At 73.2% G+C, this 26869-nt stretch carries 29 protein-coding genes and 1 pseudogene; 12 read left to right on the top strand and 18 right to left on the bottom strand.

The window, feature by feature from the left end; translation table 11 throughout:
* The first annotated feature begins 93 nt into the window (after positions 1–93).
* Positions 94–642, top strand: coding sequence for an N-acetyltransferase (locus tag ABZT87_RS05440; protein ID WP_354855781.1), 549 nt, complete (start codon positions 94–96; stop codon positions 640–642).
* A 21-nt stretch (positions 643–663) separates the two neighbouring features.
* Here the strand turns inward: ABZT87_RS05440 and ABZT87_RS05435 are convergent, their stop codons facing one another.
* From ABZT87_RS05435 to ABZT87_RS05425, 3 genes and pseudogenes are all read right to left on the bottom strand, one after another.
* Complete coding sequence (locus tag ABZT87_RS05435) at positions 664–1905, bottom strand: ATP-binding protein (RefSeq protein ID WP_354855782.1); 1242 nt, start codon at positions 1903–1905, stop codon at positions 664–666.
* A 133-nt stretch (positions 1906–2038) separates the two neighbouring features.
* Positions 2039–2494 (bottom strand): hypothetical protein, encoded by a 456-nt coding sequence (locus ABZT87_RS05430; protein WP_355134580.1) that lies wholly within the window; start codon positions 2492–2494, stop codon positions 2039–2041.
* Between the two features lie 331 nt (positions 2495–2825).
* Positions 2826–3281: pseudogene (locus tag ABZT87_RS05425) on the bottom strand (flagellar basal body protein FliL); the annotation flags it as partial.
* Between the two features lie 504 nt (positions 3282–3785).
* Here ABZT87_RS05425 and ABZT87_RS05420 point away from each other — a divergent pair.
* On the top strand, positions 3786–4793 hold the full coding sequence (locus ABZT87_RS05420; RefSeq protein WP_355133840.1) for an EamA family transporter: 1008 nt from the start codon (positions 3786–3788) through the stop codon (positions 4791–4793).
* Between the two features lie 10 nt (positions 4794–4803).
* The gene (locus tag ABZT87_RS05415) at positions 4804–5439 is read left to right on the top strand and encodes a prepilin peptidase (protein WP_355133838.1); all 636 of its coding nucleotides are present in this window, start codon (positions 4804–4806) and stop codon (positions 5437–5439) included.
* A gap of 86 nt (positions 5440–5525) precedes the next feature.
* On the opposite strand, the gene ABZT87_RS05410 is transcribed toward ABZT87_RS05415, so the two are convergent.
* The 5 genes from ABZT87_RS05410 to ABZT87_RS05390 form a co-directional block, all read right to left on the bottom strand.
* Positions 5526–8705 (bottom strand): UvrD-helicase domain-containing protein, encoded by a 3180-nt coding sequence (locus ABZT87_RS05410; protein ID WP_355133836.1) that lies wholly within the window; start codon positions 8703–8705, stop codon positions 5526–5528.
* 61 nt (positions 8706–8766) lie between these two features.
* A complete protein-coding gene (locus tag ABZT87_RS05405; protein ID WP_355133834.1) occupies positions 8767–10017 on the bottom strand; it encodes a metallophosphoesterase in 1251 nt (416 codons plus the stop codon).
* Positions 10018–10030: 13 nt separating this feature from the next.
* The gene (locus tag ABZT87_RS05400; RefSeq protein ID WP_354855787.1) at positions 10031–10291 is read right to left on the bottom strand and encodes a MoaD/ThiS family protein; all 261 of its coding nucleotides are present in this window, start codon (positions 10289–10291) and stop codon (positions 10031–10033) included.
* Complete coding sequence (gene moaA / locus ABZT87_RS05395; RefSeq protein ID WP_355063408.1) at positions 10288–11301, bottom strand: GTP 3',8-cyclase MoaA; 1014 nt, start codon at positions 11299–11301, stop codon at positions 10288–10290. Before moaA ends, ABZT87_RS05400 begins: the two co-directional genes overlap by 4 nt.
* A complete protein-coding gene (locus ABZT87_RS05390) occupies positions 11298–12212 on the bottom strand; it encodes a fructosamine kinase family protein (RefSeq protein WP_355133832.1) in 915 nt (304 codons plus the stop codon). The genes moaA and ABZT87_RS05390 overlap by 4 nt, the downstream gene beginning before the upstream one ends.
* A gap of 152 nt (positions 12213–12364) precedes the next feature.
* Here ABZT87_RS05390 and ABZT87_RS05385 point away from each other — a divergent pair, with 152 nt between their 5' ends.
* Both ABZT87_RS05385 and ABZT87_RS05380 read left to right on the top strand, forming a co-directional pair.
* Positions 12365–13411: a DUF4192 domain-containing protein gene (locus ABZT87_RS05385; protein WP_354855790.1), complete on the top strand. Its 1047-nt coding sequence runs from the start codon at positions 12365–12367 to the stop codon at positions 13409–13411.
* A gap of 256 nt (positions 13412–13667) precedes the next feature.
* Positions 13668–13988, top strand: a complete 321-nt coding sequence (locus ABZT87_RS05380) for a helix-turn-helix transcriptional regulator (protein ID WP_355133830.1) — start codon at positions 13668–13670, stop codon at positions 13986–13988.
* A gap of 159 nt (positions 13989–14147) precedes the next feature.
* Here ABZT87_RS05380 and ABZT87_RS05375 read toward each other — a convergent pair whose 3' ends face one another.
* Positions 14148–14342, bottom strand: a complete 195-nt coding sequence (locus tag ABZT87_RS05375; protein WP_354855822.1) for a DUF397 domain-containing protein — start codon at positions 14340–14342, stop codon at positions 14148–14150.
* Positions 14339–15088: a DUF5753 domain-containing protein gene (locus ABZT87_RS05370; protein WP_355063418.1), complete on the bottom strand. Its 750-nt coding sequence runs from the start codon at positions 15086–15088 to the stop codon at positions 14339–14341. The genes ABZT87_RS05375 and ABZT87_RS05370 overlap by 4 nt, the downstream gene beginning before the upstream one ends.
* 197 nt (positions 15089–15285) lie before the next feature.
* On the opposite strand from ABZT87_RS05370, the gene ABZT87_RS05365 reads away from it, so the two are divergent.
* Positions 15286–15579 carry a hypothetical protein gene (locus ABZT87_RS05365; protein ID WP_354855792.1) on the top strand — a complete coding sequence of 98 codons (294 nt, stop codon included), beginning with the start codon at positions 15286–15288 and terminating at the stop codon, positions 15577–15579.
* Positions 15576–15812, top strand: coding sequence for a flavin reductase (locus ABZT87_RS05360; RefSeq protein WP_354855793.1), 237 nt, complete (start codon positions 15576–15578; stop codon positions 15810–15812). Before ABZT87_RS05365 ends, ABZT87_RS05360 begins: the two co-directional genes overlap by 4 nt.
* A gap of 85 nt (positions 15813–15897) precedes the next feature.
* Here the strand turns inward: ABZT87_RS05360 and fdhD are convergent, their stop codons facing one another.
* A complete protein-coding gene (gene fdhD, locus ABZT87_RS05355) occupies positions 15898–16764 on the bottom strand; it encodes a formate dehydrogenase accessory sulfurtransferase FdhD (protein ID WP_355133828.1) in 867 nt (288 codons plus the stop codon).
* 180 nt (positions 16765–16944) lie between these two features.
* On the opposite strand from fdhD, the gene ABZT87_RS05350 reads away from it, so the two are divergent.
* The 3 genes from ABZT87_RS05350 (at position 16945) to ABZT87_RS05340 (ending at position 19034) form a co-directional block, all read left to right on the top strand.
* Positions 16945–17547, top strand: a complete 603-nt coding sequence (locus tag ABZT87_RS05350) for an NTP transferase domain-containing protein (RefSeq protein WP_355133826.1) — start codon at positions 16945–16947, stop codon at positions 17545–17547.
* On the top strand, positions 17544–17807 hold the full coding sequence (locus ABZT87_RS05345) for a DUF6457 domain-containing protein (RefSeq protein WP_234582654.1): 264 nt from the start codon (positions 17544–17546) through the stop codon (positions 17805–17807). Before ABZT87_RS05350 ends, ABZT87_RS05345 begins: the two co-directional genes overlap by 4 nt.
* A 132-nt stretch (positions 17808–17939) precedes the next feature.
* A complete protein-coding gene (locus ABZT87_RS05340) occupies positions 17940–19034 on the top strand; it encodes a hypothetical protein (RefSeq protein ID WP_354855796.1) in 1095 nt (364 codons plus the stop codon).
* Here the strand turns inward: ABZT87_RS05340 and ABZT87_RS05335 are convergent.
* Entirely contained in the window at positions 19031–19987 is a 957-nt protein-coding gene (locus ABZT87_RS05335) for a zinc-binding dehydrogenase (RefSeq protein WP_355133824.1), read from the bottom strand. The genes ABZT87_RS05340 and ABZT87_RS05335 overlap by 4 nt on opposite strands.
* 61 nt (positions 19988–20048) lie before the next feature.
* Positions 20049–20510: an Lrp/AsnC family transcriptional regulator gene (locus ABZT87_RS05330; protein WP_354855798.1), complete on the bottom strand. Its 462-nt coding sequence runs from the start codon at positions 20508–20510 to the stop codon at positions 20049–20051.
* A 59-nt stretch (positions 20511–20569) separates the two neighbouring features.
* Between ABZT87_RS05330 and ddaH the strand changes: the two genes are divergently transcribed.
* On the top strand, positions 20570–21403 hold the full coding sequence (gene ddaH / locus ABZT87_RS05325; RefSeq protein WP_355133822.1) for a dimethylargininase: 834 nt from the start codon (positions 20570–20572) through the stop codon (positions 21401–21403).
* 77 nt (positions 21404–21480) lie between these two features.
* On the opposite strand, the gene ABZT87_RS05320 is transcribed toward ddaH, so the two are convergent.
* Both ABZT87_RS05320 and ABZT87_RS05315 read right to left on the bottom strand, forming a co-directional pair.
* A complete protein-coding gene (locus tag ABZT87_RS05320; protein WP_355133820.1) occupies positions 21481–22668 on the bottom strand; it encodes an ABC transporter substrate-binding protein in 1188 nt (395 codons plus the stop codon).
* Positions 22669–22747: 79 nt separating this feature from the next.
* Positions 22748–23545, bottom strand: a complete 798-nt coding sequence (locus tag ABZT87_RS05315; protein WP_355133818.1) for an alpha/beta hydrolase — start codon at positions 23543–23545, stop codon at positions 22748–22750.
* A gap of 84 nt (positions 23546–23629) precedes the next feature.
* On the opposite strand from ABZT87_RS05315, the gene ABZT87_RS05310 reads away from it, so the two are divergent.
* Entirely contained in the window at positions 23630–24232 is a 603-nt protein-coding gene (locus ABZT87_RS05310) for a bacterial proteasome activator family protein (RefSeq protein ID WP_354855802.1), read from the top strand.
* Between the two features lie 9 nt (positions 24233–24241).
* Here the strand turns inward: ABZT87_RS05310 and ABZT87_RS05305 are convergent, their stop codons facing one another.
* The 3 genes from ABZT87_RS05305 to ABZT87_RS05295 form a co-directional block, all read right to left on the bottom strand.
* Complete coding sequence (locus ABZT87_RS05305; protein WP_355063433.1) at positions 24242–25054, bottom strand: HAD family hydrolase; 813 nt, start codon at positions 25052–25054, stop codon at positions 24242–24244.
* Positions 25054–25875: an HAD family hydrolase gene (locus tag ABZT87_RS05300; RefSeq protein ID WP_355133816.1), complete on the bottom strand. Its 822-nt coding sequence runs from the start codon at positions 25873–25875 to the stop codon at positions 25054–25056. The genes ABZT87_RS05305 and ABZT87_RS05300 overlap by 1 nt, the downstream gene beginning before the upstream one ends.
* Before the next feature lie 250 nt (positions 25876–26125).
* Positions 26126–26851, bottom strand: coding sequence for a hypothetical protein (locus ABZT87_RS05295; RefSeq protein WP_355133814.1), 726 nt, complete (start codon positions 26849–26851; stop codon positions 26126–26128).
* Positions 26852–26869: the final 18 nt, after the last annotated feature.

The following is a 26869-nucleotide window of genomic DNA, read 5'->3' as shown; positions in this document are numbered from 1 at the left end:
CCGCCGGATCCGGATCGGCCGATGTGCACGTGCGCCACGCCGATTCGAGCGACCATCGCTGATGGACGGGCCGTCACGGGTAACGTCGCGCGGGTGACGACGCTGCGGCTCCGCCCCGAAGGTCCGGCCGATACCGGCCCGGTGCGTCGGGTGCTGGCCTCGGCGTTCGCCCGACCGGAGGTGCAGACGCCGCCGGAGGTGGGGCTGGTCGACGACCTGCGCGGCACCGACGCCTGGCTGCCCGAGCTGGCCATGGTTGCCGAGTACGGCGGCGAGGTCGTCGGATACTCGCTGCTCACCCGGGTGCGGGTGCGGCCCGATCGCGGTGCCGTCGCGCCGGCCCTGGCGCTCGGGCCGGTGGCGGTCGCGCCGCACCGACAGCGGGTCGGGCACGGCAGCGCGGTGGTGCAGGCCGCGCTGGACGCCGCCACCGAGCTGGGCGAGCGGCTGGTCGTGGTCCTCGGTGACCCGGCGTTCTATCGCCGCTTCGGCTTCGGGCCGGCCGCGGAGCTGGGCCTCACCAGCCCGTGGGCCGGGCTCGGGGAGCCCTGGCAGGCGCTGGTGCTGCCGCCGTCCACCAGCGAGGAGGGTCCACCGCCGCGTGGTGAGGTGGTCTTCCCGGCGCCCTGGTCCAGGGTCTGAACGCGCTGGCGGGCGCGGCGGTCAGGTTGGCTGGGTGCGCAGGTACCGGCCGAAGTGCGGAACGGTGAAGGCCACCGTGCCCCGTTCGCCGGAGTAGATGAGCCCCTTCTTGATCAGCGCGTCGCGGGCCGGGGAGAGGCTGGCCGGCTTCCGGCCGAGAGCGCGGGCGATCTCGGCGGTGGGCACCGCGGCGTCCATGTCGTCACGGACCACGCCGCCGGACTCGCCCTCCACCAGGGACAGCGTGGCCATCGCCCGCATGTATTCGCGCTCGGCCGGGGTGGCTCGCTCGAACCGGGAGCCGAAGAAGCCGACCGCCAGCTCGGCCTCGGCCTCGGGGGCGGCGACCCGGACGTCGGCGGCGGTGATCGGCGACCGTGGCGCATGATCCCAGGTCGCCTTCCCGTACGCCTGGACGAAGTACGGGTAGCCGCCGGACTTCTCGTAGAGCAGGTCGAGCGCCTTCTGCTCGTACTCCACCTCCTCGCGCTCGGCCGGCGCGCAGAGCGCCTGGTCGGCGGCGATCCGATCGAGCCGGTCGATGCGCTGGTAGCGGAAGAGCCGCTCCGAGTACGACTTGGCGGCGCTGAGCACGGCCGGTAGGTGCGGCAGCCCGGCGCCGACGACGATCAGCGGCGCGCCGATCTGGGACAGCTCGTGGCAGGCGGCGCAGAGCGCGGAGACGTCCTCCGGCCCGAGGTCCTGCATCTCGTCGATGAAGAGCGCGACGCCGGTGCCCACGTCACTGGCCACGGCGGCGGCGTCGCTGAACAGCTCGACCAGGTCGATCTCGATGTCGCCCGAGTCGGCCCGGCCACTGGCGGCGGGCACGTCGATGCCGGGTTGCCACCGGTCGCGCAGCTTGGACGGGGTCCCGGCGCGGCCGGTCGGTGTGGACCGCTGGGCGAACGCCTTGAGCACCCCGAGGAAGGCGTCGATCCGGTCCGGGGCGCGGTGCCGGGGGGCGAGTTCGCGGACCGCCATGTGCAACGCGGCGGCGACCGGGCGGCGCAGTGACTGGTCCGGCCGGGCCTCGATCTTGCCGCTGCCCCAGAGTCGGTTGATCGCCTGGGAACGCAGGGTGTTCAGCAGGACGGTCTTGCCGACGCCGCGCAGGCCGGTGAGCATGAGGCTGCGTTCGGGCCGACCGCGGGCGATGCGCTCCAGCACGATGTCGAAGACGTCCAGCTCCCGCCCCCGCCCGGCGAGTTCGGGCGGGCGCTGGCCGGCGCCCGGGGCGTACGGGTTGCGGACCGGATCCACGCATCGCAGAGTATCGGGCCCTCTAGCTGCGAAGCTAGATATGGATAGATGGGGCTACCGGCGTGTTGCGGCCGTCGAGATAAAACTAGGGCTGTCTAGCGTCCATGCTAGACAGCCCTAGTTTGCGCAAGGATCACCGCTTCTTCAGGCAGAGCACGTAATCGAACACGTCGATCGCATTGTCGTGCACGTAGTTCGCGGTCGCCTGCGGCGCGAGGGTCTCGCACCGGTCCCCGTCGGTGGTCGCCGGGATGCGCAGCAGCACCTGGTAGGTGTTCGGGCCGCACGGCACCTTGCGCAGGTCCGCGTCGTCCTCGCTGCCGTCGTTGACCACGCAGTCCCCCTTGGCGAACTCCTCCTCGTCCGGGGACGGCAGGACGGGGCTCGGGGCGTCACTGGGCAGGCCCGGCGGGACGACGGGTGCGCTCAGCGACGGGGCTGGTGCGGCAGAGTCGCTGTCGCTGTCGGCGACCTTCCACGCCGCCCAGCCGACGAGGCCGAGACAGGGACAGAGCAGGAGCAGGACCACCAGCGCGACGATGAGAGCGATCTTCCCGCCGCTCCTCTTCGCCGGCGGGACGGGTGGCATCCCGTACCCGCCGGGCGCCTGCGGAGGCCACGGCGCCGCCGTCTCGCCGGGAGTGGGCCCGGCGGGTGGGAACGGCCCCGGCGGTGCGTCCCACTCCGAGGGCTGCGGCGGCGGACCCCACTGCGCCGGCTGCGGCGGGGGACCCCACTGCGCCGGCTGCGGCGGCGGGCCCCACTGCGGTGGCTGCGGTGGCGGCGGACCCCACTGGGGGACGGTCGGGTCGACCGGTGGCGGGCCGTCGGGGCCGGTCGGCGGGCGCTGGTACGGGTCGTCCGGCTGCCCGGAACCCGATGGTCCGTAGGTCGTCATGTCATCCCCAGAGGGTGGGTGGTCAGCGCTGCCTCAGGCAGAGGACGAAATCGAGGGTGTCCAGCTCGCTGTCGAAGAAGTACCAGTTGGTGTAGCCGTCGACCTTGGCGCACTTGGCCTCGGCGTCGCGTTCGCCGCTGGTCGCGCCGTCGATCCGGCGCAGCACCTCGTACGACTTCGCTGTGCAGCCGCTGATCAGCAGCTTGGGCTTGCCGCCGGCCGCCCCGTCGTTGCGCACGCACTGGCCGACCTTGACGAACCGCGGGTCGGCCGACGACTCCGGTGCGGCGGCGCTCGGCACCGGCTCGGCCGGCTCGGTCACGTCCGCGCTTGGCGCCCCGACACCGGCCGAAACGGTCGGCGCGGCCACCGGGGCGGCCGGGTCGTCGGACCGGCCGAGAAACCAGTACGCGCCGCCACCGGCCAGCGCCAGCAGCACCACGACGGCCACCACAGCGATCAGCGGCCCTCTGCCGCGTCCGGACGGGTCGGGTGCGGGGTCACCGCCGTACGGGCCGTCGTCGGGCCGGTACGGCTCTCCGCCGTACGGGGGGTTCGCCGCGGCCGGCGGGTACGCGCCACCGTAGGGCGCCCCGGTCTCCCCGCCGTACCGTCCGCCGCCGTAGGGCGCGCCGGACGGCTCAGCCCCGTACGGTGTCCCGCGCTCCCCGCCGTACGAGGGCCCCGCACCGTAGGGCCTCGCCGGTACGCCGCCGTACGGACCGTCGCCGTAGGACCCGGGGCGCTCCGCAGGGGCGGGCGGGTAGGCCTGGACCGTCGGCGGGTAGGGCTCGGGGCCCGACGGATAGGGCTGCTGCGGCGGCCGGCCGGGCGTCTCGTCGGGCCGTTGCCCACGCCACGGGCCTCGAAAGCCCTCACCCGGTGGTCCGTAGTTCGTCATGCCGCCCTCCTGCACATCTGGTGAGAGGCCGGCCACCAATGCGCGACGCCGACTCCGAGGTCACCGTAGCGTGGTCCACCGATGAGCTCATCTCCACCGAGCGCCGCCGCCCTGCCCGGCCGCCGCGCCGCCGCCGCCAAGCCAGCCCTGGTCTGGACCGCGTTGATCGTGGTCTACCTGCTCTGGGGCTCCACCTATCTGGCCATCCGGGTCGCGGTGGAGACGCTGCCGCCGCTGCTGTCGGCCGCCCTGCGGTTCGCCGTCGCCGGCCTGGTGCTGGCGGTGGTGCTGCGGTTGCGCCGAGGGCCGGGCGCGCTTCGCGTGCAGCGTCGGCAGCTCGGCTCCGCCGCGCTGGTCGGTGTGCTCCTGCTCGCCGGTGGCAACGGCCTGGTGGTGCTCGCCGAATCCGGGCCGCCCGGGGTGGCGGTGCCGTCCGGAATCGCCGCGCTGCTGGTGGCGACAGTGCCGCTGCTCGTGGTGCTGCTGCGCTCCGCCACCGGTGACCGGCCCCCGGTCTGGACGTTCGCCGGGGTCACGTTCGGCTTCGTCGGTCTGGTCCTGCTGGTGCTGCCCGCCGGCAGCGCGGACGCGGTCCCGCTGGTCGGCGCGCTGACGGTGGTGGTGGGAGCCATCGCGTGGTCGGTCGGGTCGTTCCTGTCGGGACGGATCCGGGTGCCCGCCGACCCGTTCGTCGGCACGGTGTACCAGATGGTGGCCGGCGCGGTGGCGCTGGCCGTTGTCGCCGCCGGCCGGGGCGAGCTGAGCGAGTTCCACCCGGCGGCGGTCAGCACCCGGTCCTGGCTGGCGTTGGGCTACCTCATGGTGGCCGGCTCGCTGGTGGCCTTCACCGCGTACGTCTGGCTGCTGCAGAACGCGCCGATCTCGCTGGTCTCGACGTACGCGTACGTGAACCCGGCGGTCGCGGTGGCGCTCGGGGCGCTGCTGGTGGCCGAGCCGATCACCGGGCGGGTGCTGCTCGGCGGGGCGGTCATCGTCGCCGGGGTGGCCCTGGTGGTGAGCACGGAACGCCCGCGCCGGACGGGCGCGGAACCGCGATCGGGGACGGCGCGGACGGGCGACCGCCGGTAGCGTCCGGCCCATGTCGGCCGCTGTGCTGGTGGGGGTGGCGTTGCTCGGTGGGGTGGTCGGATTCGTCGTACCCCCATTGGCCCGGCGCTTCACCTCCCGGCCGGCGCGGCCTCGACGCGGCGCGGGGGTCTGGCTCGGTCCGCCGCTGGCGGCCGCGGTGTTCGTGGGGCTCGCCGTCGCTCAGGGTGACGATCCGGCGCTGCCGGTTCTCCTCGCGGTGGCGGCGGTGGGGTTGGTGCTGGCCGCGGTCGACCTGGCGTGCCTGCGGCTGCCCGATTCGCTGGTCGCGGCGGCCGGCCTGCTGGCCCTCGGCGGCCTGACCGGCGCGGCCCTGCTGGCCGGCACTCCCGGGCGGTTGGTCGGCGCGCTGGTCGGCGCGGCGGTCTCCGGCGCGGCGTACGTGCTGCTGGCCCTGCTGCCGGGATCCCGGCTGGGCTTCGGGGACGTGAAACTCGCCGCCGTCCTCGGCTTGCCGCTGGGCTGGCTGGGCCGCGACGCCCTGCTCACCGGGCTGCTCCTGCCACATCTGCTGCACGGGATCCTGGTCCTCGGCCTGCTCGTGGCGCGGCAAGTCCGCCGCGAAACCCTGCTGCCCCTGGGCCCGGCCCTGCTGGCGGGCACGTGGCTGGCCGCGCTCGTGAGCTGACCCCCACCCCGCGCCGATCGGGCAGTTTCGGTGCCGACACAGCGTGCATTCCACGCATCACGGCGACCGAAAGCGCGGCGGCCGGCTCAGATCAACCGGAGCTGGCGGTCCTTGGGGCGGCGCGGCTCGGTTTCGCCGAACCGCTCGAACAGGCCCGGGTCGATCGCGGTGAGGAACGGCGAGGGTGCGCAGTCACGCTCCACGCCGTGCCGGGTCCGGCGGGCGGCGTGGCTGACGTACAGCCGGTCCTGGGCCCGGGTCAGGCCGACGAAGAAGAGCCGGCGTTCCTCGGCGACCGCGTCCTCGTCGGGCGTCGAGCCAGGCCAGCGCAACGGCAGCAGCCCGTCCTCGACGCCGACCAGGAAGACCACCGGGAACTCCAGGCCCTTCGCGGCGTGCAGGGTGAGCAGGGTGACCGCCTCGGCGCGCGGGTCGAGCGCGTCCACCTCCGCGCCGGTGGCCAGTTGCGACAGGAACGTCTCCAGGTCGTCGCCGCAGCGGCGGGCCAGCGGGGTCAGCAGGTCCACCGCCGAGCGGACGTCGTCGGGGCGGACCGTGCTGCCGGCGCCGTCCAGGGTGGGCACCGCGAACCGCTCGGCGACCACCTGACCGGCCAGGCGCACCCGGGCGGCGAGCGAGCCGGCCAGCCCGTCGGCGTGCCGCAGCTCGCGGGCGATGGCCGCCACGCCGGGCCGGTCCCGCAGCCGGTCGTGCGAGCGCTTCTGGACCGGGATGTTGGCCCGGGTCAGGGCGTCCACGATCGGGGCGGCCTGCGCGTCGGTGCGGTACAGCACGGCGATGTCGGAGAACGACAGCGAGGTGGACCGGCCGTCGATCCGGCCCGAGTCCAGCGAACGGTGGGACAGGCCGCCGACCAGCTCGTCGACGGTACGCACCACGAAGTCGGCCTCCTCGGCCACCGACGCCGCCGGGTACCGCCCGACGAGTGGGGCTTCCGGGTCGAGTCGGGCCGGGTCCAGCCGCCGGCCCCGCACCAGCGAGGACGGTGCGATGGCCTGCACGGCGGCGGCCAGGATGGGCGCGGACGAGCGGTAGTTGCGGTTGAGCCGGACCAGTCGGGCGTCCGTGAAATCCTGCGAGAAGCGCAGGAAGTAGCCGACGTCGGCGCCCCGGAACGAGTAGATCGCCTGATCCGGGTCACCGATCGCGCAGAGGTTGCCGTCGGCGGGGCTGAGCAGCCGCAGCAGCTCGTACTGCACCGCGTCGACGTCCTGGTACTCGTCGACGAAGATCCACTGCCAGCGGTTCCGGTACCGCTCGACCAGCTTCCGGTCGGCCCGCAGCAGCTCCACCGGGAGGCTCACCAGCTCGTCCAGGTCGACCAGGTCCTGCTTGCGCAGCAGCGCCGTGTAGCCGGCGAGATCGTCGCCGGCCTCCGACTTCGCCGCCGCCCGCTCGGCGTCGTCGGCGATCCGGAATCCGTCCGGCAGGCCCGCCGCGCCGGCGTTCTCCCGCAGGATGGTCAACCCCAGCGCGTGGAACGTGCCCACGGTGACGTCCTCGGCGACCGGGCCGAGCAGACCGTCGAGGCGGTGCCGCAGCTCCTCGGCGGCCCGTCGGGTGAACGTGATCGCGAGGCAGCGCTCGGGAAAGACGTTCAACTCCGCGCACAGGTACGCGATCCGGTGGGTCAGCGTCCGGGTCTTGCCGGTGCCCGGGCCGGCCACGATGAGCAGTGGCCCACCGGGCGCGGACGCCGCCACCCGCTGCATGGCGTCCAGCCGGTCCAGCAGGCCGGTGCCGACCTCCTCCATGCCGGAGAGCATCGGCTCGAACGGTTCGTGCGGTGACGGCGGCGACGCGATCGGCGGCGCGGGCGCCGGGGCCGGCTTGCGCTTCGGTTCCGCCTTGGCCGTCGCCGGGCGCTTGGCCGTGGCCTTGGCCGCCGGCTCCGCGGGGCGCCGCTGCGCCGGCACCGGTACGTCGAACAGCGTCTCCTGCGAGCCCAGCTCCGCCGGATCGAACAGCGTGATCACCCCGTACTCGCCGTCGTAACCCGGCACCCGGCGTACGTCGCCCCGCCGCAGCCGCCCGATGCCCTCCGCGAGCAGTTCGCCGCCGGCCTGCGCGATGTCCGACAACGGCGTCGTGGTCAGGATCTCCAACTCGGGGCCGAGCGCGGCGAGCAGCTCGTTGAGTCGCCCCTCGACCTTCTTCGACCGGGCACCCACCTTGTTGATCTCGCCGAGGATCTCGGCGAGCGGCACCAGGTGGGTGACCTCTCGGGCGTGTGCCGGCCGGTGCCCGTCGGGTCGATCGGCCAGCTCCTCGATCCTGCTGAGGACGCCCACGGTGAGCGGCTTGCCGCACTCGGGGCAGCGCCCCCCGGCGGCCCGGGTGCGCTCCGGGGACCAGTTGACCCCGCAGAGCCGGTGCCCGTCCGCGTGGTACTTGCCCTCCTCCGGGAAGAACTCGATGGTGCCGGCCAGGCCGTCGCCGGTGCGCAGCGCCTCCCGGACGGCGAAGTAGTCCCGCTCGGCGGTCAGCACGGTGGCCTCCCGGCCCAGGGCCGGCGGCGAGTGCGCGTCCGAGTTCGAGACCAGTTGATAGCCGTCCAGACTGCCGACGCGCCAGTTCATGGCCGGGTCGGAGGAGAGGCCGGTCTCCACGGCGAAGATGTGCTCGGCCAGGTCGGCGTAGCAGTCGGCGATCGCGTCGAAGCCGGACTTCGAGCCCAGCGCGGAGAACCACGGCGTCCAGATGTGCGCCGGGACGAGATAGCCGTCCGGGCTCGCCTCCAGGGTGATCTCCAGCAGGTCCCGCGAGTCCAGGCCGAGGATCGGGCGGCCGTCGGAGCCGAGGTTGCCGATCCGGCCGAGCGCGGTGTTGAACCGGGCCACCGCTTCCAGGTCGGGCAGGTAGATGAGGTGGTGCACCTTGCGGGTCCGGTCGTCCCGCTTGTAGATGGTGGAGATCTCCACGCTCAACATGAACCGGACCGCGTCGGCGTCGGTCGTGCCGGCGAGTCGCGGCGGCAGCCGGCGGGCGATGTCGCGCTCCGCCTCCGGGGCGAGCCGGTAGAGCCCCGGCTCAGCCGGCCGCAGCGTCTCGGTCAGATGGTCGTACCAGGCGGGATGGGTGAAGTCGCCGGTGCCGAGCAGGGCGATGCCCTTGCGCCGCGCCCACCACCCGAGGGTCGGCAACGTCAGGTCACGGCTGCACGCGCGCGAGTATTTCGAGTGGATGTGCAGGTCCGCGACGAAGGGCGGGAGGCCACCGGGGGGTACGGCGCTGAACGGGGGCACGCCGCATCCTGTCACGCCCGTCGCGCCGCCCGCCTTCCGCCACGCGCGGACGTGACGTCCGCTATGCCGAGCGCAGCTCCACGAGGCTGATCTGCGGCTTGGCGCCCACCCGCACCGGCGGACCCCAGAAACCGGCGCCGTTGGTCACGTAGACCTTCGTGCCGTCGACCTCGCCGAGACCGCTGACCACCGGCTGCGCCAGGCCGACGACCAGGTTGAACGGCACCACCTGCCCGCCGTGGGTGTGCCCGGAGAGCTGCAGGTCGACGCCGTAGCGGGCCGCCTGCTTCGCGGCGAGGGGCTGGTGCGCGAGCAGGACGACAGGGCGGCTCGGATCGCGGTCACCGAGGGCGGCGGCGAAGTCCGGACCGGCGGCGAGGCCAGTGCCCGCCGGGTCCGCGTCCAGGTCGTTCACGCCGGCCAGGTCGAGCACACCGCCCCGGGCCTGGATCTCCTGCCGACGGTTCTGCAGCACCCGCAGGCCGAGGCGGTCCACCTCCTGGACCCATTCCTCCACCCCGGAGTAGTACTCGTGGTTGCCGGTGACGAAGAAGTTGCCGTACCGGGAGCGCAGGTCACGCAGCGGCGCGGCGGCGGGGCCCAGCTCGGCGACCGAGCCGTCGACCAGGTCACCGACGACCGCGACCAGGTCGGCGTCGAGACGGTTGATCGCGGCGACGATCCGCTCGGTGTGCGCCCGCCCGCGCAGGGGGCCGAGGTGGATGTCCGAGACGGTGGCGATGCGCAGGCCGTCCATGCTGCGCGGGAGCTTGCTGAGGGGGATCTGCACCCGGTCGAGTTGGGGCGGGCCGAGTGCCGTGCGGACGCCGTACCCCGTGATGCCGGTGGCGGTGAGGCCGGCGAAGATGGCGGCTCCGCGGGCCAGCAGCAGACGGCGGGCCGGGTCGTGGTCCGGTGCCGTCGTGGCGCCGGTGGCCGGCGGATCGGCGGGCCCGACGGCCCCGACCAGCACCGGCTCGGGCGCGGCGGTGGTCGGCTCGGCGGCGGTCACCCGGCGGCGCAGCACCAGCCGGACGACCAGCATCGGCACTTCCAGCACGACGAGCGTGACCAGCAGGTAGAACATCACCGCGAGCCACAGGTAGCCGGGCCAGGCGAGCCAGTAGAGGCCGGCCTGCGTGCCGACGAGGGTGGCCGGCACGAGCACCGCCAGCACCAGGGCGGCGATCACGCCGATCCGCCGCCAGCGACCCGGCGTGGTGGTGTCCCGGATGAGGCGCTTCCACAGGTAGAGGTGGATCAGCCCGGTGACCAGCGCCAGGACGCCCATGAACCCCAGAACCGCCAACATGTGTGCGCCCCCCTCAGCCGCCCGCGAACGGGGGCAGGACATCGATCGTGGCCCCGCCCGGCAGGGGTGCCCGACGATCATGACAGGCGACGCCGTCCACGAGGAAACTGGCCACCCGCAGCACGGCGGCGAGCCGGTCGCCGTGCCGCTGGGCCAGCTCGGTGGTGAGGTCGTCGAGTGACCGACCGGCGGGGGTGACCTCCTCGGCGCGGCCGGCTGCGGCGCGCGCACCGGCGAAGTAGCGGACGGTCAGCGGTCTCGGCTGCACGGTCATCCCCCGATCGCGGACATCGGCCGGGTCGGCTGGAGGAAGGTGGGGTCGTCGATGCCGTGCCCGGCGCGCTTGCCCCACATCGCGGTGCGCCACCGCTGGGCCACCTCGTCGTCGGTCGCGCCGCCGCGCAGCGCCGCCCGCAGGTCGGACTCCTCGGTGGCGAACAGGCAGGCGCGGACCTGGCCGTCAGCGGTCAGCCGCGTGCGGTCGCAGTCGCCGCAGAAGGGCCGGGTCACGCTGGCGATCACGCCGACCCGGGCCGGGCCACCGTCGACCAACCAGGTCTCCGCCGGTGCCGCGCCGCGCTCGGCCGGGTCAGGGCTGAGATCGAAATGGGTACGCAGGGAGGCCAGGATCTCCTCGGCGGTGACCATCGTGCTGCGGTCCCAGCCGTGCTGCGCGTCCAGCGGCATCTGCTCGATGATCCGTAGCTGGTAGCCGTGGTCGAGCGCGAAGCGGAGCAGGGCCGGCGCCTCGTCCTCGTTGACGCCGCGCATCAACACGGAGTTGATCTTCACGGGGTCGAGCCCGGCGGCTGCCGCCCCGGCGAGCCCCGCCAGCACCGCGTCGAGGCGGGGACGGCGGGTGAGCTGGGTGAACCGGGCCGGGGCCAGGGTGTCCAGCGAAACGTTCACCCGGTCCAAACCGGCCGTACGCAGCGCGGGCGCCAACCGGTCCAGACCGATGCCGTTCGTGGTGAGTGAGATCCGCGGACGGGGGTCGAGCGCGGCGACCGCGGCCACGATGCCGAGCAGACCGGGCCGGATCAGCGGCTCCCCGCCGGTGAACCGCACCTCGGTCACGCCGAGCCGCTCGACGGCCACCCGGACCAGCCGGACGATCTCCTCGTCGGTGAGCAGCTCCGGGCCGGCCAACCAGGGCAGCCCCTCGGCCGGCATGCAGTACGTGCACCGCAGGTTGCACTTGTCGGTGAGGGACACGCGCAGGTCCCGCGCGACGCGGCCGTACCGGTCGACGAGGACGCCGTCGGTCCGTGGGGCGACACTCACCGGTCGACCGTAGCGCGCTCGACGCTGCCCAGGGCGGCTCGGGCGAGTTCGACGACCGCATCGCGGTAGCCCGCGCCGAACAGCGCGGTGTGCACGAGCAGCAGATGCAGCTGATGCAGCGGCACCCGGTCGCGCCAACCGTCGGACAGCGGCCAGCTCTCCCGGTAGGCGGCCAGCACCCGATCCAGGTGCGCGACGCCGCCGAAGAGCGCCAGTTGGGCGAGGTCGGTCTCGCGGTGCCCACCGTGCGCCGCCGGGTCGATCAGCCAGGCCCGCTCGTCGACGCCCCACAGCACGTTGCCCGGCCACAGGTCGCCGTGGACCCGGGCCGGCGGCTCGTCCCCGCCGAACTCGCCGACCCGGCCGATCACCTGCTCGACCAGCGCGGCGTCGGCGCTGCTGAGCGCACCGCCGTCGACCGACAGCCGCAGATAGGGGGCGAGCCGGCGGCGGGCGAACCATGTCGACCAGGGACCGTCGTCGGGGGTGTTGTCCTGCCCGAGCGCGCCGATGAAGCCGGCCCAGGCCGCACCGAAGGTCGGTGCGCCGGCCCGGTGCAGGGCGGCCAGCTCCCGACCGAGGCGTTCGGCCGCGTCCGGCGTCGGCTCGCCGGGCTCCACCCAGTCGAGCGCCAGCAGGTCGGGCAACGCCACGATCACCTCGGGTACGCCGATCGCGTCGGCCTCGCGCAGCCAGCGCAGCCCGGCGGCCTCGGCGGCGAAGAAGCCCTCGGGCACCGGCCGGTCGGCCCGCTCCGGCCAGGACTTGGCGAAGACCGAGTGGCCGTCGTCCAGGGTGAGCCGGGCGGCGGCGCAGATGTTCCCTCCGGCGACCGGCGTCTCGCGGAGTCGCTGATGGGTCCGGAACGTCGGCAGGTGTGCCGGATGCGCGCGCAGGTACGCCAGGTCCATCAGCGCACGGTAGCCGCTGCCCATGACACCGGGGTGTCGTGTGAGCACATCGAAACGCGTCCACCTGCATGAATACGCTCGGTAACTGTGGATAAGCCGCGTGTCATCCACAGGGCCTGGAAGGCTTCGCAGGACGGACGCAGCCTTCCTGCATGACCTCGACCGAACGTGCGAAGCTCTCCGTCCGCTCGCCCGCCGACCTGATCGCCGCCGTGCCGTACCTGCTCGGCTTCCATCCCGCCGACAGCGTGGTCGCGGTGGCGCTGCGCGGCCGGCAGATCATCTTCGCCGCCCGCGCCGACCTGCCCGAACCGTCCACGGACCCGGTCGAGCGTGCCCGACACCTGGCCGGGGTGATCTCTCGGCAGGGCGCGGAGGCGGCCACCGTGGTGGGCTACGGGCCACCCGACCGGGTGACCCCGAGCGTGGACGCGGTGCGCGCCGCCCTGACCGGCGCCGGCCTGGAGGTGCTCGACGCGCTGCGGGTGACCGACGGCCGGTGGTGGTCCTACCTGTGCACCGAGGCCGACTGTTGCCCACCCGAGGGTCGGCGCTACGACCCGACGGCCAACCCGGTGACCGCGTCGGCCGTGTTCGCCGGTCAGGTCGCCCTCCCCGATCGGGCGGCCCTCGTGGCGCAGGTGTCGCCGGTGGACGGCCCGGCCCGCGACGCGCTGCACGCGGCCACCGTCCGGGCGGAACGGCGACTGGTCGAGCTGGTCGAGCAGGCGCCCGCCAGCGACCTGCTCGGCGGGCGGGCACTGCGTTCCGCCGGGGTGGCGGCGGTCCGCGAGGCGCAACGCCGGCAGCGGCGCGGTGAGCGCCTCGACGACGACGAGGTGGCCTGGCTGAGCCTGCTGCTGACCCACCTGCCCATCCGTGACCACGCCTGGGAACGCACCGACGGCCGCGACCGGGACATCGCCCTCTGGACCGACGTGCTGCGCCGGGCCGAGCCGGAGCTGACCGCCGCCCCCGGTGCGCTGCTGGCGTTCGCGGCCTGGCGAGCGGGGCAGGGGGCGCTGGCGGCGGTCGCGCTGGAGCGCACGCTGAGCCTGCACCCCGACTACTCGCTGGCCCTGCTCCTGGACGACCTGCTCCGGCGCGGTGTGCCGCCCTCCGAGCTGGACGGCTGGCCGTCGGTCGGGATGCCCGGCGTGGTCCGCCCCCGCAAGCGGAGCCGACGTGGCCGCCGCTGACCCGCGCGCGGCCGGTCGTCGCCCAGCCGCCGTAGATTGCGCAGCAGCAGTATCGCACTTTTGCTATAGTCGGCGACGCCCCTGGTCAGTCCTCTATCACCCGCAGGCTCTGACCGAGCTGCAAGCCGTACCCGCCATCGAACACGTAGTAATCGGGCATGGTTGGCGCGATCGGTCCGGAGGCCGTTGTCAGTCAGCGAGACTTCAGGCGAGCGGTCAAGGCCGCGGAGCGAAGGATCAAGGATGTGGAGGAGGAGTGATAAAGCGTTCCGACCTCAAAACTGCACAGCAGGTCGTCGATGAGTGTGGTCATCAGGACCCGGATTTCCGCGCAGAGTGGGACCGGACAGCCTTCGCTCGCGACGTCGCTCTCCGTATCGTCAAGTACCGCACCGCGAACGAATTGACGCAGACCGCGCTTGCTCGCAAGGTGGGCATGACCCAGTCGGTCATCGCGCGCCTGGAGTCTGGCGACCAGCCGCCGTCGATCGCGACACTCGCCAAACTCTCCAAGGGCACCGGCATGGCGTTCGAGGTCAAGATCTCGCACGGGGCTGTCGAGATCGTGGCCGCATAAGCCGCCGACCCGCGGGTCACATGACCGTGGCGGCCACGCCGGACGAGTGGGCATCGCGGAGGGGCAGCCGAGCACTCCCATGGTTGATCGACTCAAGGTCGGCGATGTGGGGGCGTCGGGACGCCCGAATGCCCCCACATCGGCGATCTGGAGTGGATATCACGCCAGCGGACCAATCTCCTTCGCCAGATCGACGAAGCTCGCCCAGGCGACCGGGCCGAACGCCAGCGTGCCCCCGGCCCGGTCCTTCGTGTCGCGGACGAGCACGACGCCCGGCAGATTGTCGGCCACCTCCACGCACGCCCCACCGTTCGAGCTGCTGCGGGTGCTCTTGCGCCAACGGGCGCCGGTCACGTCATCCATGCTCGCGCTCTCATCAGGTCGATGGTCAGGTCTCGCGGTAGCGCTAACGACCTCACGCTATCCCAGACCGCCCAGAGTGGAGCAACGTCATTACTGAGGCGCCCGGCCGCCTGATCGTCGAGGTAGCCGACGTCGCCGCCGTCCGGTGTGCTGGCGATGACGAACGGTCCGGCCTGGCCGGGGTGGAACCCAGCAGTCAGGGGAAGCACATGGATCATCACGGCCGGCCGTTCGGCGAGCACCATCAGATGATCGAGCTGCTCGGCCATGATGTCGGGTCTTCCCCGGCGCAGCGCCGCCTCGTCGATGACGAAGACGGTCAGCGGTGGACGGGGTCGATCGAAGACGACGGCCTGCCGGCGCAGCCGGGTCTCCACGTGCGCCGCGAGGTCGTCGTCGGCCCAGAGCCCGCTGCTCAGCACGGCGCGCGCGTACGCCTCGGTCTGCAGGAGACCGGGCAACACGGTGGACTCGTACCACCGCAAGCCGACGGCCTCGCGCTCGATGTCCGTCCAGGGCCGGAGCCATGCTGGCTCGCGCCGCTTGAACAGGTCGGGCCACAGGTCCATCTCGTCGCGGCCAAGGACCGCCGCGACCTTCGACCGGTGGCGCGTCTGGGGAATCCGTCCCGGGTTCGCCCACTTGGCCGCCGTCTTTGGATCCACCCCGATTTCGGCGGCGAGGCTGTCCGCTGTCAGGCCGGATGCTGACATCGCCTCGGCGACTGCGCGGTTCATCCGCGACCCCTCCCGTACGTCCCAGACGTCCACAGGAGATATTGCTACGCAGTGTATTCGGATAGCAACCCTTGGAAGTGTTCCTTCCGAACGGCGCGGCCGGCAGGGACCCCCCGAGACCCGGCGGTCGCGTTCGTATCGGGGCCGCCCCGCGGGCGAGCACTCCGGGGCGGCCCCTCCCAACGAGGAGGGGGACCATGCCGCCCAAGCCCACGAACCCGCCACCGCTCAAGGCCGGTGACCTTGTTCGCCTGACCCGCGCCGCGAGCCCGCAGTTCATCCGGCCGATCACGGTCCGGGTCATCCGCGAACTCACCGACCGCCACACCTACCACGGCTGGACCTGGATCGAGGCGTACGAGCTGGGATCGGACGGCACCGCACGGGCCAGGCGGGAGCTGTTCGTGCTCCGCGAAGGGGTCGACCTGCTGACGTCCGGGCCGACCAGCCGCCAGGTGACTCGGCGTGACCCGGTGCGGGCTGTCAGATGACCGAACACCAAATGCTCAAGCCGACGTGGCGCTGTCGCACCTGCGGGATCGCGTGGCCCTGCTCGGCCGCGAAACTGCGCCTGCTCGGTAAGTACCGCGGTCGCCGTGACGAGTTGATCGAGCACCTGACGGCGCTACAGGCCGAGGCGACCGAACACCTCACCGAGCTGCACGGTGGCACGCCACCGGCTGGCCTGACTGAGCGCTTCATCGGCTGGACCCAGGCCCGGTAGCCCGCACCTCGGCGCGGGGTCCATGGCCACCTCGGGGGTCGGCCCGGCGACCACGGCTGGACCTGGTCAAACCGGCCGCTGAGGTTCAGGCTGGCTGGTCGACCGTGATCCGCTGCGGGCCGGCGTAGACGTTCATGGTCGGGCCGCGCAGGAAGCCGACCAACGTCATGCCCGCCTCCTCGGCCAGCTCGACGGCGAGGGTGCTCGGCGCGGACACCGCGGCCAGCAGCGGCAGGCCGGCCATCCACGCCTTCTGCGTCAGCTCGAAGCTGGCTCGACCGGACACCAGCAGCAGGTGCCCGGTCAGCGGCAGTCGGCGTTCCCGCACCGCCCAGCCGATCACCTTGTCCACGGCGTTGTGCCGGCCCACGTCCTCGCGGAGCACCACCAGCTCTCCGGCCGGGCTGAACAGCCCTGCCGCGTGCAGCCCGCCGGTGCGGTCGAAGCCGCGCTGGGCGGCGCGCAACCGGTCGGGCAGTTCGGCGAGGAGGGCGGCCGGCACGGTGAGCGGGTCCGCCGTGACGTCGAACAGCGACCGCGTCCGGATCGCGTCGATGCTCGCCTTGCCGCACACCCCGCAGGCACTGGTCGTGTAGAAGTTCCGGGACGGGTCGGTGGTCGGTTCCGGCACGCCGGGGGCGAGCACCACGTCCACCACGTTGTACGTGTTCGGCGTCTCCGCGCCGGCGCAGAGCTGGGCGGTCAGCACGTCGTCGGTCGACCGGATCAGCCCTTCGGTCAGCAGGAACCCGATCGCCAGGTCCAGGTCGTCGCCGGGGGTGCGCATGGTGACGGCGAGCGGCTTGCGCCGGCCCGGGCCCGCCGCGCCGACCCGGATCTCCAGCGGCTCCTCCACGGCCAGGGTGTCCGGCCGTCGGACGGCTGCGCGTCCGTCGGCCGCCGCGTCCAGGTCGATTCGTAGTACGCCCCGTCGGTCAGTCGCCCGTCCCATCCCGCCATCCTGCACCCCGGCCCGGCCCACCCGCACGGCCGCCGGTCATCAGGCACCCGGCAGCGCACGCCGCCACCGGGCACCGGCAGGGCCCCGCCGGGCACCGGACAGCGCACGCCGCCACCGAGCACCCGGCAGCGCACGCCGCCACCGGGCACTCGGCCCGGCTACCGTGACCGGGTGGGGACGTACGCCGCAGTGGTGCTCGCGGGTGGGGCCGCCCGACGGATGGGCGGGGTGGACAAGGCCGCGCTTCCGGTTGGTGGCCGGTCGATGCGTGACCGGGTGCTGGCCGCCGTGGACGATGCCGCGCCGCGTGTGCTGGTCGGTCCGGGTGACGGTGTCGCGGACGGGGTGCGGATCACCCGCGAGGATCCGCCCGGCGGCGGGCCGGTCGCCGCGACGGCGGCCGGGCTGGCACTGCTCGATCCCGACACGACGCTTGTCGCGTTGCTCGCCGCCGACCTTCCACTGCTCACCCGCGCCGCGATCGGCGACCTGCTGACCCACCTCGACGGGGAGCGACCAGTCGACGGGGTGTGCTTCGTCGACGCGGACGGCCGGCGGCAGTCGCTCTGCGGGGTGTGGCGCGTCGCCGCGCTGCGGGCCGGGCTGGCCCGGCTGGCCGCCGAGCGGGGCGGCAGCCTGGCCGGTGCTCCGGTACGGGCGCTGTTGGCCGGTCTCGCCGTCCGGGAGGTGCCGTGGGCCGGTGACGGTCCGCCGCCCTGGTTCGACTGCGACACTGACGAGGACGTACGCCGGGCGGAGGAGTGGGTGCGATGACGGTGCTGGACGACTGGGTCACGGCAGCCTGCGCCGAGGTGGGTCTGGACCCGACCGAGGTGCCGGTGTCGGCGGTGCTGGACCTGGCCCGCGATGTCGCCCACCAGGTGCTGCGGCCAGGGGCGCCGGTCACCGCGTACCTGCTCGGGCTGGCCGTCGGCAGGGGTGCCGACCCGGCGGACGCCGCGGCCCGGCTCAGCGCCCTCGCGGCCGACTGGCCGGTCCGGCTCGGTGCCGATCCCGACGACCCCACCTCCTGACCCGCCGCGCCGCGCCGCGCCCCCGCCACCAGGCCGTCGCCACGGCGAGAGGCGGCGGTGTCCGATCCCGGTCCGGGCTGATTCGACGCCCGGACGGCGTGGGTAGGGTGATCGGAACGGACGGAGGCGATCATGACGGCTGACCACCCCTCGGCGCCGGACGGTGAGCCCGGCGGCATATCCGAGCCGGCAGAGTCGATCCTGCTCGACGAGCCCAGCACCACCGACCTGCGTGCCAAGGTGACCGAGGCGTGGCGGGAGTTCGCCCGGATGCTCGCCCTGCGGCTGCGGGAGCTGCCCGCCGGCGCGCACCTCGAACTGACCCTCGACCCCACCGCCTCCGGTACGGGGGATGCCGTCTACTCGATCAGCGTCGACGTGACCGGCGACGGCGGGCTGTCGGCTCGGGCCGTCGGCAACGCCGCCCTGCCGCAGGGCTACCGGCTGGACCGTGCCGCGGTGGCGGACATGGTGGCGCTGGGCTGGTCCCCGCCCGGGGTGGTGGCCGGCTCCGGCGGCTCGTTCGGGCTGGACGGTACGACGGCGGAGGCGGCCCGGATCGCCCCGCTGCTGTCCCGCACGCTGCGCGACGTGTACGGCGCCCCGCACCCAGCCTTCCTCGTCTACCTGGTGCACGACGCCGAGGGTGAGCCGTTGACGGTGGAGCCGCTGGGCACCGCGCGCAGCGAGTTCGGCCCGGACGCCGACGTCGAGGGTGACCTCCAGGAGGCGCTGGCCGAGGCGGCCGCCGAGCGGGACGACGTGCTCGACCTGGCGGACCGCGTCCGCACCGTCGTGTCCACGATGCTGAAGTCCGACGCCGAGCGGTTGCAGATCGACTCGGACGGCGACATCACCATCCGGGCCGGCTCGGCGATGGTCTTCGTGCGGGTGCGGGACAATCCATCCCTGGTGGACGTCTTCTCCCCGGTGCTCACCGAGGTCGAGCCGACCGAACGGCTCTACGTCAAGCTGTCGGAGCTGACCAACCGGATGCCGATCGGTCGCCTCTACTGCGCCGACGACACGGTCTGGGCGTCCATCCCGGTCTTCGGGCGCAACTTCCAGGCCACCCACCTCATGCTGGCGGTGCAGGTGATGACCGGCCTCGCCGACGAGCTGGACGACCGCCTGCACGGCGAGTTCGGTGGCAAGCGGTTCTTCGGTGAGGGCGACAAGCCGGTCCGGCGCGACGAGTCGGAGCACCGCACCGGCATGTACCTCTAAACCACGTCCAGCAGGGTCTTGCCGACCGTCGCCCGCGCCTCGATGGCGGCGTGCGCGTCGGCGGCGCGTTCCAGCGGAAAGCGCTGGCCGATCAGCGGCCGGAGCTGGCCGGCCGCCGCGTCGGCCAGGGCCCCGATGGTGTACGCCCGCAGCCGCGCGGGCGGCACGTCCGGCCGGACCAGCGTGACCTGACGTTCGGCGGCGGCCTCCGGTGCCACCGGGGACCACTCGCCGCTGGCCAACCCGAAGCTGATCATCCGGCCGCCCGGGGCCAGCAGCTCGAACGCCGTCCGGGCGACCGAACCGCCGACGCCGTCGAACACCACGTCGACCCCGCCCACCGTGTCCCGGATGCGGTCGGCCCAGCCCGGCAGCCGGTAGTCGACCGCCACCTCGGCGCCCAGGCCGGGCAGCAGGTCCACCTTGCGCGGCCCGCCGGCCACGCCGATCACCCGCGCGCCGGCCCGCGCCGCGAGCTGGACGAGGAGACTGCCCACGCCGCCCGCCGCGGCCTCGATCAGCACGCGGTCGCCGGGGCGGACGCCGACCGCCTCGACGAGCATGGTGGCGGTACGCCCGTCGGCCATCATGGCCACGGCCGCGTCCAGCGCCAGCCCGGCCGGCACGTCGATGGGCGCGGCGGCGTCCACCACGGCCCGCTCGGCGTACCCGCCGGAGCCGCCGGTGGCGCTGACCACCCGTCGCCCGATGCGGGCGGGGTCGACGTCCGGCCCGACGGCGACGATCACCCCGCCGACGCCGTTGCCGGGGATCAGCGGTGGAGTGACCTGGAACGGGCCGGGGCGCCCCGAGCGCTGCTGCGTCTCGACGAAGGTGATGTTCGCGTGCGCGACGTCGATGAGCACCTGGCCGGGGCCGGGGCTCGGGTCGGGCGCCGGGCCGGGCACCAGCGCCTCGGGACCGCCGAATTCACGTAACCAGATCGCCCGCATGGAGTCCCCCTCGTGTCGTGCCCAGGCCGCCACGAGTCCAACACCTGAACCGGGCTTGAGGTCAAGCCCGGTTGGACGGCCCGACGCCGGGGGACTCGACCAGCCGGGACAGCACGATGGTGCTGCGGGTGGAGGTCACGAAGGACTCGGCGCGCAGCCGCTCCAGCGCCGCCTCCAGGTGGGCGATGTCGGCGGCCCGCAGGTGCACCAGCGCGTCCGCCTCGCCGGAGACGGTGTACGCGCCGACCACCTCCGGGTGCCGGCGGGCGGCCACGCCGATCTGCGCCGGGGTGGTCCGACCGGCGCAGAACAGCTCGACGAACGCCTCGGTGGTCCAGCCGACGGCCGCCGGGTCCACGACGGCGGTGAATCCCCTGATCACGCCCGTGGCGCGCAGTCGGTCCACCCGGCGCTTGACCGCCGGGGCGGAGAGTGACACCCGGACGCCGATGTCGGCGTACGACGCGCGGGCGTCAGCGACGAGCAACGCAATGATCCGCTGGTCTACGGCGTCTATCTGCAACGTTCCGCCTCTGGGAAGCAATGGTTGTGGCTGTTACCAAAGTTCAACGGTACCTACCCTTGGTGACCGTGAACCAGCAGCGAGTCTCGCGAAAGCGGACATATCTCATGTGCTCGCCCGAGCACTTCGCGGTCGAGTACGCGATCAATCCGTGGATGGACGTGACCACCCCGGTCGACCGGGAGTTGGCCGTCAAGCAGTGGGACCGGCTGCGCGAGACGCTGGTCGGCCTCGGCCACGAGGTGCACCTGCTCACGCCGGAGCCCGGGCTGCCCGACATGGTGTACGCCGCCAACGGCGCCTTCATGGTCGATGGCAGCGTCTACGGCGCACGGTTCAAGCACGAGCAGCGGGCTGGCGAGGCCGCCGCGCACCACGCGTTCTACGCGGAGCAGGGCTGCCGGTTCATCGCCCCGAGCGAGACCAACGAGGGCGAGGGTGACTTCGCCTACCTACCGGAGGCGCACGGCGGGCTGATCCTGGCCGGGCACGGCTTCCGCACCGAGATCCCGGCCCACGCCGAGGCGCAGGAGGCGCTGGGCCGCCCGGTGGTGTCGCTGCGCCTCATCGACCCGCGCTTCTACCACCTGGACGTGGCGCTTGCCTCCATCGACGACTCGAACGTCGTCTACTTCCCCGGCGCGTTCTCGGCCGCCAGCCAGCGGGTGCTGACCCAGCTCTTCCCCGACGCGGTGATCGCCGACGACGAGGACGCCATGGCCTTCGGGTTGAACCTGGTCAGCGACGGCGCGAACGTGGTGCTCAACAGCGAGGCCACCCGGCTGGCGGGCAAGCTCAAGGCCGCCGGCTACAACCCGGTGCCGGTCGAGCTGGCCGAGCTGAAGAAGGGCGGCGGCAGCGTGAAGTGCTGCATCGCCGAGCTGCGGCACTGACCCGAACACTGCCGCGTACGGCAGGGGCCGGCCTCCCCGTCGGAGGCCGGCCCCTGCTGCTGCTTGTGGTGGGCGTTTCAGCCGAGCGTGGCCAGCTCGTTGATCAGCACATTCGACATGACCTGACCGTCGCGCTGGACCTCGCGCAGGTACCACTTCTGCTGGGGGGTACGCGGCTGGTTGAACTGCCAGATGCCGCGCGGGCTGTCGATCTGGCCGATCCGGCCCAGCGCCAGGTTGACCTGCTGCGGGGTGGGCGACCCACCGGTCAGCTGGATCGCCTGGTCGAGCACCTGCGCCGCGTCGTACGACGCCATCGCGTAGGTCGTCGGCGTGGTCTGGTGCTTCTTGCGGTAGGCGGAGGCGAAGACCCGGTTCGACGTGTTGTTGAGGTCGGCCGAGTAGTTCAGCGCGGTCTGGATGCCGAGCGCGTCCCGGCCCAGGCTCTCCAGCACGGTGCCCTCGGTGAGGAAGCCGGGCGCGTAGACGGGGCCGCTGAACTGGTCGCGCAGTTGCTTGATGAACTCCACGGCGGCCGAGCCCGCGAAGAAGCAGAAGACGGCGGTCGGCTTCTTGCGCAGCGCCTTCTCGATGTCCGCCACGTAGGTGCCCTTGCCCGGGTTCGGGGTCGGGTTGGTGTTGGTCACCGGGTCGGCGATGCGCGGGTCGGAGGTGCCGAACTCCTGCCTGAAGCCCCGCACCACGTCCGGGCTACCCACGTTCTCCGGCATGATGATCGCGATCCGGCCGTTCGCCGGGAGCTGGTCGCGCAGGTAGCGGCCCAGCGCCCGGCCGGCCTCGTCCAGCACGTACGACGTACGCCAGATGTAGACGACGCTCTGCAGGCTGCTCGGCGAGGCGTTCGAGCCGATGAGCGGGACCCGGGCCTCCTCCACGGTGTCGCGGATGCCGACCATCACCGCCGAGTTGACCACGCCGGTGAGCGCCAGCACGTTCTGCTTGAGCAGTTGGTCGACGGCGGCCTTGCCGGTCTTGGCGTTGTCACCCTCGTCGGCGGTCAGCAGCTCGACCGGATGCCCGCCCAGTTGCTGGCCGTGCAGGTCGAGGAAGAGCTGGAAGCCGTTGGTGATGTCGTCACCGATGGACTTGAAGCCGCCGGCCTTCGGCGCGATCAGACCGATCTTGATCGGGCTCTTGGCGGCGGCCGGCTTGCCCTCGGTGTCGGAGCCGCACGCGGCGGCGAACCCGGTCGTTCCGAGCGCGGCCAACAGTTGGAGCGCCCGCCTGCGATTCATCTGCGACACCGAGTTCCTTCCAGGAGCGTTGCAGGGCAGAACACCGCCCCTCCGGCGTTCTACCTGCTCCGCGACGCTGCGTCAATGGTTAGTGATCATCGTGCAGGGACCGCAACACAGCCAGCACCGGGGGCCACGCCGAAGACTCCGGGTCGATCAGCCCGAAATGCTCACATCCGGGCAGCTCGACAAGGGAAATATCGGATCCTGCGGCACGAGCCGCCGCGACGAAGTCCCGGCTCATCGCCACCGGCACCTGCAGATCCGCCGAACCGTGCACGACTACTGTCCGTGTCCGGATCGGTACCAATGATCGTGGATCGGCCGCCGCGTACCGGTCCGGGAAGTCGAGTGGGCCGCCGCCGAGCAGCGCCGCCACCGCACCCGAGTCCAGATCCAGCCGGTACGCCGCCGCGAGATCGGCCACCGGGGCCAGGGCCAGCACTCCGCTCACCGTCGACGGCGCGGTGGCCGCCGCGTACAGCGCCAGATGGCCACCGGCGGAGTGACCGATGACGATCGGCGCAGCCCTGCTCACCCGACCCGGCAGCGCCTCGGTGGCCAGCTCGGGCAGCGCCGCGATCCCGGCCAGCGCGTCGGTCAACGTGCCCGGCCAGCCGCCGCCCGGCTGCCCCGTACGCCGGTATTCCAGCTGCGCCACCGGGTAGCCCTCGGCGGCGAGCGCGGCGGCCAGCGGGCCGGTGTGGCGGCGGTCGTACTCGGAGCGCCAGAAACCACCGTGCACCACGACGACCAGCGGCTGGGCCGGACCGACACCGGCCGGCCGGCGCAGGTCGGCAATCTGGTCCGGGTGGTCGCCGTAGGCCACCGTCAGGTCCGGCTCCGGCGCGGGCCGGGTCAGCACGGCGCGTGGGTCGGCAGGCATGGCGCGACGGTAGCGCGCCCCGCCCGGGTGGTTCGGCCCTGGGAGTCGGTCCCGGGCGGCATGGGTCGCGCCCACTGGGTAAAGATGGACCCCATGACCGAAGCGCGCTCCGCTGAGCAGAACGACCAGCCCGGCCCCGACGACTCCGGCCACTCCGGCACGGTGGTGGTGGTCGGTCCGGACGGCCGGCCGATCGGCACCATGCAGACCGAGGAGGGGCAGGGCGAGGACCCGACCCGTCTGGTAGAGCAGCCGGCCAAGGTGATGCGGATCGGCAGCATGATCAAGCAGTTGCTGGAGGAGGTCAAGGCGGCCCCGCTGGACGACGCCAGCCGGCACCGCATGCGCGAGATCCACGAGCGGTCGATCGTCGAGCTCAAGGAGGGTCTCGCCCCCGAGCTGCGCGACGAGCTGGAGCGGATCTCGCTGCCCTTCACGGAGGACAAGGCCCCGAGCGAGGGCGAGCTGCGTATCGCGCACGCCCAGCTCGTCGGCTGGCTGGAGGGCCTGTTCCACGGCATCCAGGCGGCCCTGGTCGCCCAGCAGATGGCCGCGCGGGTCCAGCTGGAGCAGATGCGCGGCGGCCGGCAGGCGCTGCCCAGCGGCCCCGGCGGTGTGGTGCCCGGAATGCCGGGCATCGGCCAGCCCGGCGGCGGTGAGGGCCACAACACCGGCCAGTACCTCTGACCTGGCCGGTCAGTCCACCCCGAAGATCTTCTCCAGGTACGCCGCCACGCCGTCCTCGGAGTTCGCCCCGGTCACCTCGTCGGCGACCGCGAGGACGGCGGGGTGCGCGTTGGCCACCGCCACCCCGCGCCCGGCCCAGCTCAGCATCGGCACGTCGTTCGGCATGTCGCCGAAGGCCAGCACGTCCGCCGCGGGCACGCCGATCCGGTCGCAGTACCAGTCGAGCCCGGCCGCCTTCGTCACCCCGGCCGCGGAGATCTCCACGAGCCCCGAGGACGACGAGTGCGTCGCCTCGGCCAAGCCCGCCACCGCTGCCGCCACCAGTGCGACGAACGCGTCCGGGTCCTGCTCGCCGGCGCGGGCGAGCAACTTCACCGCGGGAAGCGAGAGCAGCTCCTCCGGTGTCTCGACCGGCCGGATCCCGTCGGGGTCGACGTCCCAGCGCAGCGGGTAGTCCGTTTCGTGCCGCATCTGGCGGCTGTCCATGATCTCCACGGCGAAGCTGATCCCGGGCACCTCGGCCCGCAGCCGCTCGGCCACCTCGGCCAGGTGCTGCGGCGCGAGCGGGTCGGCCCGCAGCACCTCGTCCCGCACCGGGTCGTAGACCACGGCGCCGTTGGCGCAGACCGCCGGCAGCGGCTCGGCCAGCTGGTCGTACACCATCTCGAGCCAGCGGACCGGACGGCCGGTGACCAGGACGACCGGCGTGCCTCGCGCGGTGATCCGCGCGAGCACGTCGGCGGTGCGCGGGCTGAGCGTGCGGTCGTCGCGGATCAGCGTGCCGTCGATGTCGGTGGCGACCAGCGCAGGGGTGTCTCGCATCACCGGGACAGTAGCCGGTCCAGGTACACCGCCACCCCGTCGTCGTCGTTGCGCAGGGTCACCTCGTCGGCGGCGGCACGCAGCGCGGGGTGCGCGTTGGCCACCGCGACCCGGGACCAGCCGGCCCACTCGAACATCGGCAGGTCGTTGGGCATGTCGCCGAAGACCAGGACGTCAGCGGGGTCGACCCCCAGGCTCTGCGCCACCACGGTCAGCCCGGTCGCCTTGTCCACGCCGGGCGGGCAGATCTCGATGAACCCGAGCCCGGCCTGGGTGAGCGAGGCAACCTGCGGCGAGACGATCCCGCGGGCCACCGCCAGCAGCTCGTCGACGTGGTGGTCGGCGGTCCGGGCGAAGGCCTTGATCACGTCACAGGAGAGGCATTCAGCGCGGCTGCGCGCCTCGAACCGGTCCTGGTAGGGCCAGCTCTCGTGGTAGTCACCCCAGAGCGGGGCGTCGTGCTCGTCGGACGCCTCGACCATCACGGTCAGCGGGCCGACCTCGGCCTCCAGGTCGGCGAGCAGCCGGGCCAGCACCTCGGCGGGCAGCCGCTCGTCGCGGAGCACCACCGGGCCGGTCGGGTCGCTCTGGTCGACCACCCGTCCACCGCCGGCCATCACCAGAAAGTCGGCGGCCCGGATGTCGTTGCGGGTCAGCTCGGTCAGTCGGGGGCCGCGTCCGGTCGCGCCGACCACCGGAATTCCGGCGGCCCGCACCCGGTCGAGCACCCCGTGGGTGTACGCGGAGACGGTGTCATCGCTGCGGACCAGCGTTCCGTCGAGGTCGGTCGCGATCAGTTTGGGCAGTCCCGGGCGGGTCATCGTTCCTCCTTCGCCCGCCGCCGTCGCACCTGCCGAGGCCAGGGAAAGCGAGGCCCGGCGTGACGGCGGGCAGCAACCGTACCTCGGTAAACGCGCCCGAACCATGTCTTCCAGGCGAATCGGGCACCAACTCCAGGCCCGTTCCCCAACCTCCACGATCTTGTACTTCCGGTCGCCGATATGCGGTGGAATGCGCCTTCTGTCGCTGCCGAAAGCGCCAGATCGGCGGGTCGGGGTCGGCCTGGCCGACTCAGGCGTTGGGGTGTTCGGGGCGGGCGAACGGCGCCGCCGCGGTCACGGTCAGGTCGGCCGGCGCGGGCGGGCCGTCCTCCTTCTCGACCGGGTCGAGGTGCCGACGGCGCCAGCCCTGCCCCGTCGCGGCCCCGGAACGGTTGTCCTCCGTCGGCGCGTTCGGGGCCAGCCGCAGGGCCGCGGCGAGCAGCACGCAGGCCACGAACGCCATCACCAGGCCGCGACCGTACTCGACCCGGAAGTTGTCCTCCGGCTCGTAGAAGTAGTTGCGCTGACCGGGGTCGTCGAGTGTCGCCGTCGCCGCGACCAGCAGTGCCAGCAGCGCCCCGCTCAGGGTGAACCCGACCAGTCGGGCGTTCGGCCGGACGGCCGCCGTGCCCCGCAGCGCCAGTGCCACCGTGCAGACCAGCCCGAGCAGACCGACCAGGTAGCCGATGCCGAAGCCGCCGACGTCGGACACCCCGGCGGGCACGTCGATCGAGGTGGCACCGGCCGGGCCGCCGTTCGGCAGAGTCATCACCAGCCACTCGCCGAGCAGCGAGGCCACCCCCGCCACCGCCCCGAGCCCGGCGAGCAGCACGGGCAGGCGGGGATCCCGGGTGATGCCGGCCAGGGACCCGCCGAGGCGGCGGCGTCCGGTGGCGGGCTCGTCGGCACCCCACTCGATCACGGCCGGCCCGTCGGACGGGTCGCCCTGGCGCGGGATGGGCAGCTCCTCGGACATCGGCCATCCTTCCGCCGG

This window comes from Micromonospora sp. NPDC005237 (assembly GCF_040607775.1).
In the GTDB taxonomy this organism is placed as follows: domain Bacteria; phylum Actinomycetota; class Actinomycetes; order Mycobacteriales; family Micromonosporaceae; genus Micromonospora.
Note: the sequence above shows the minus strand (reverse complement) of the source record. Positions and strands in the feature narration are given on the sequence as shown.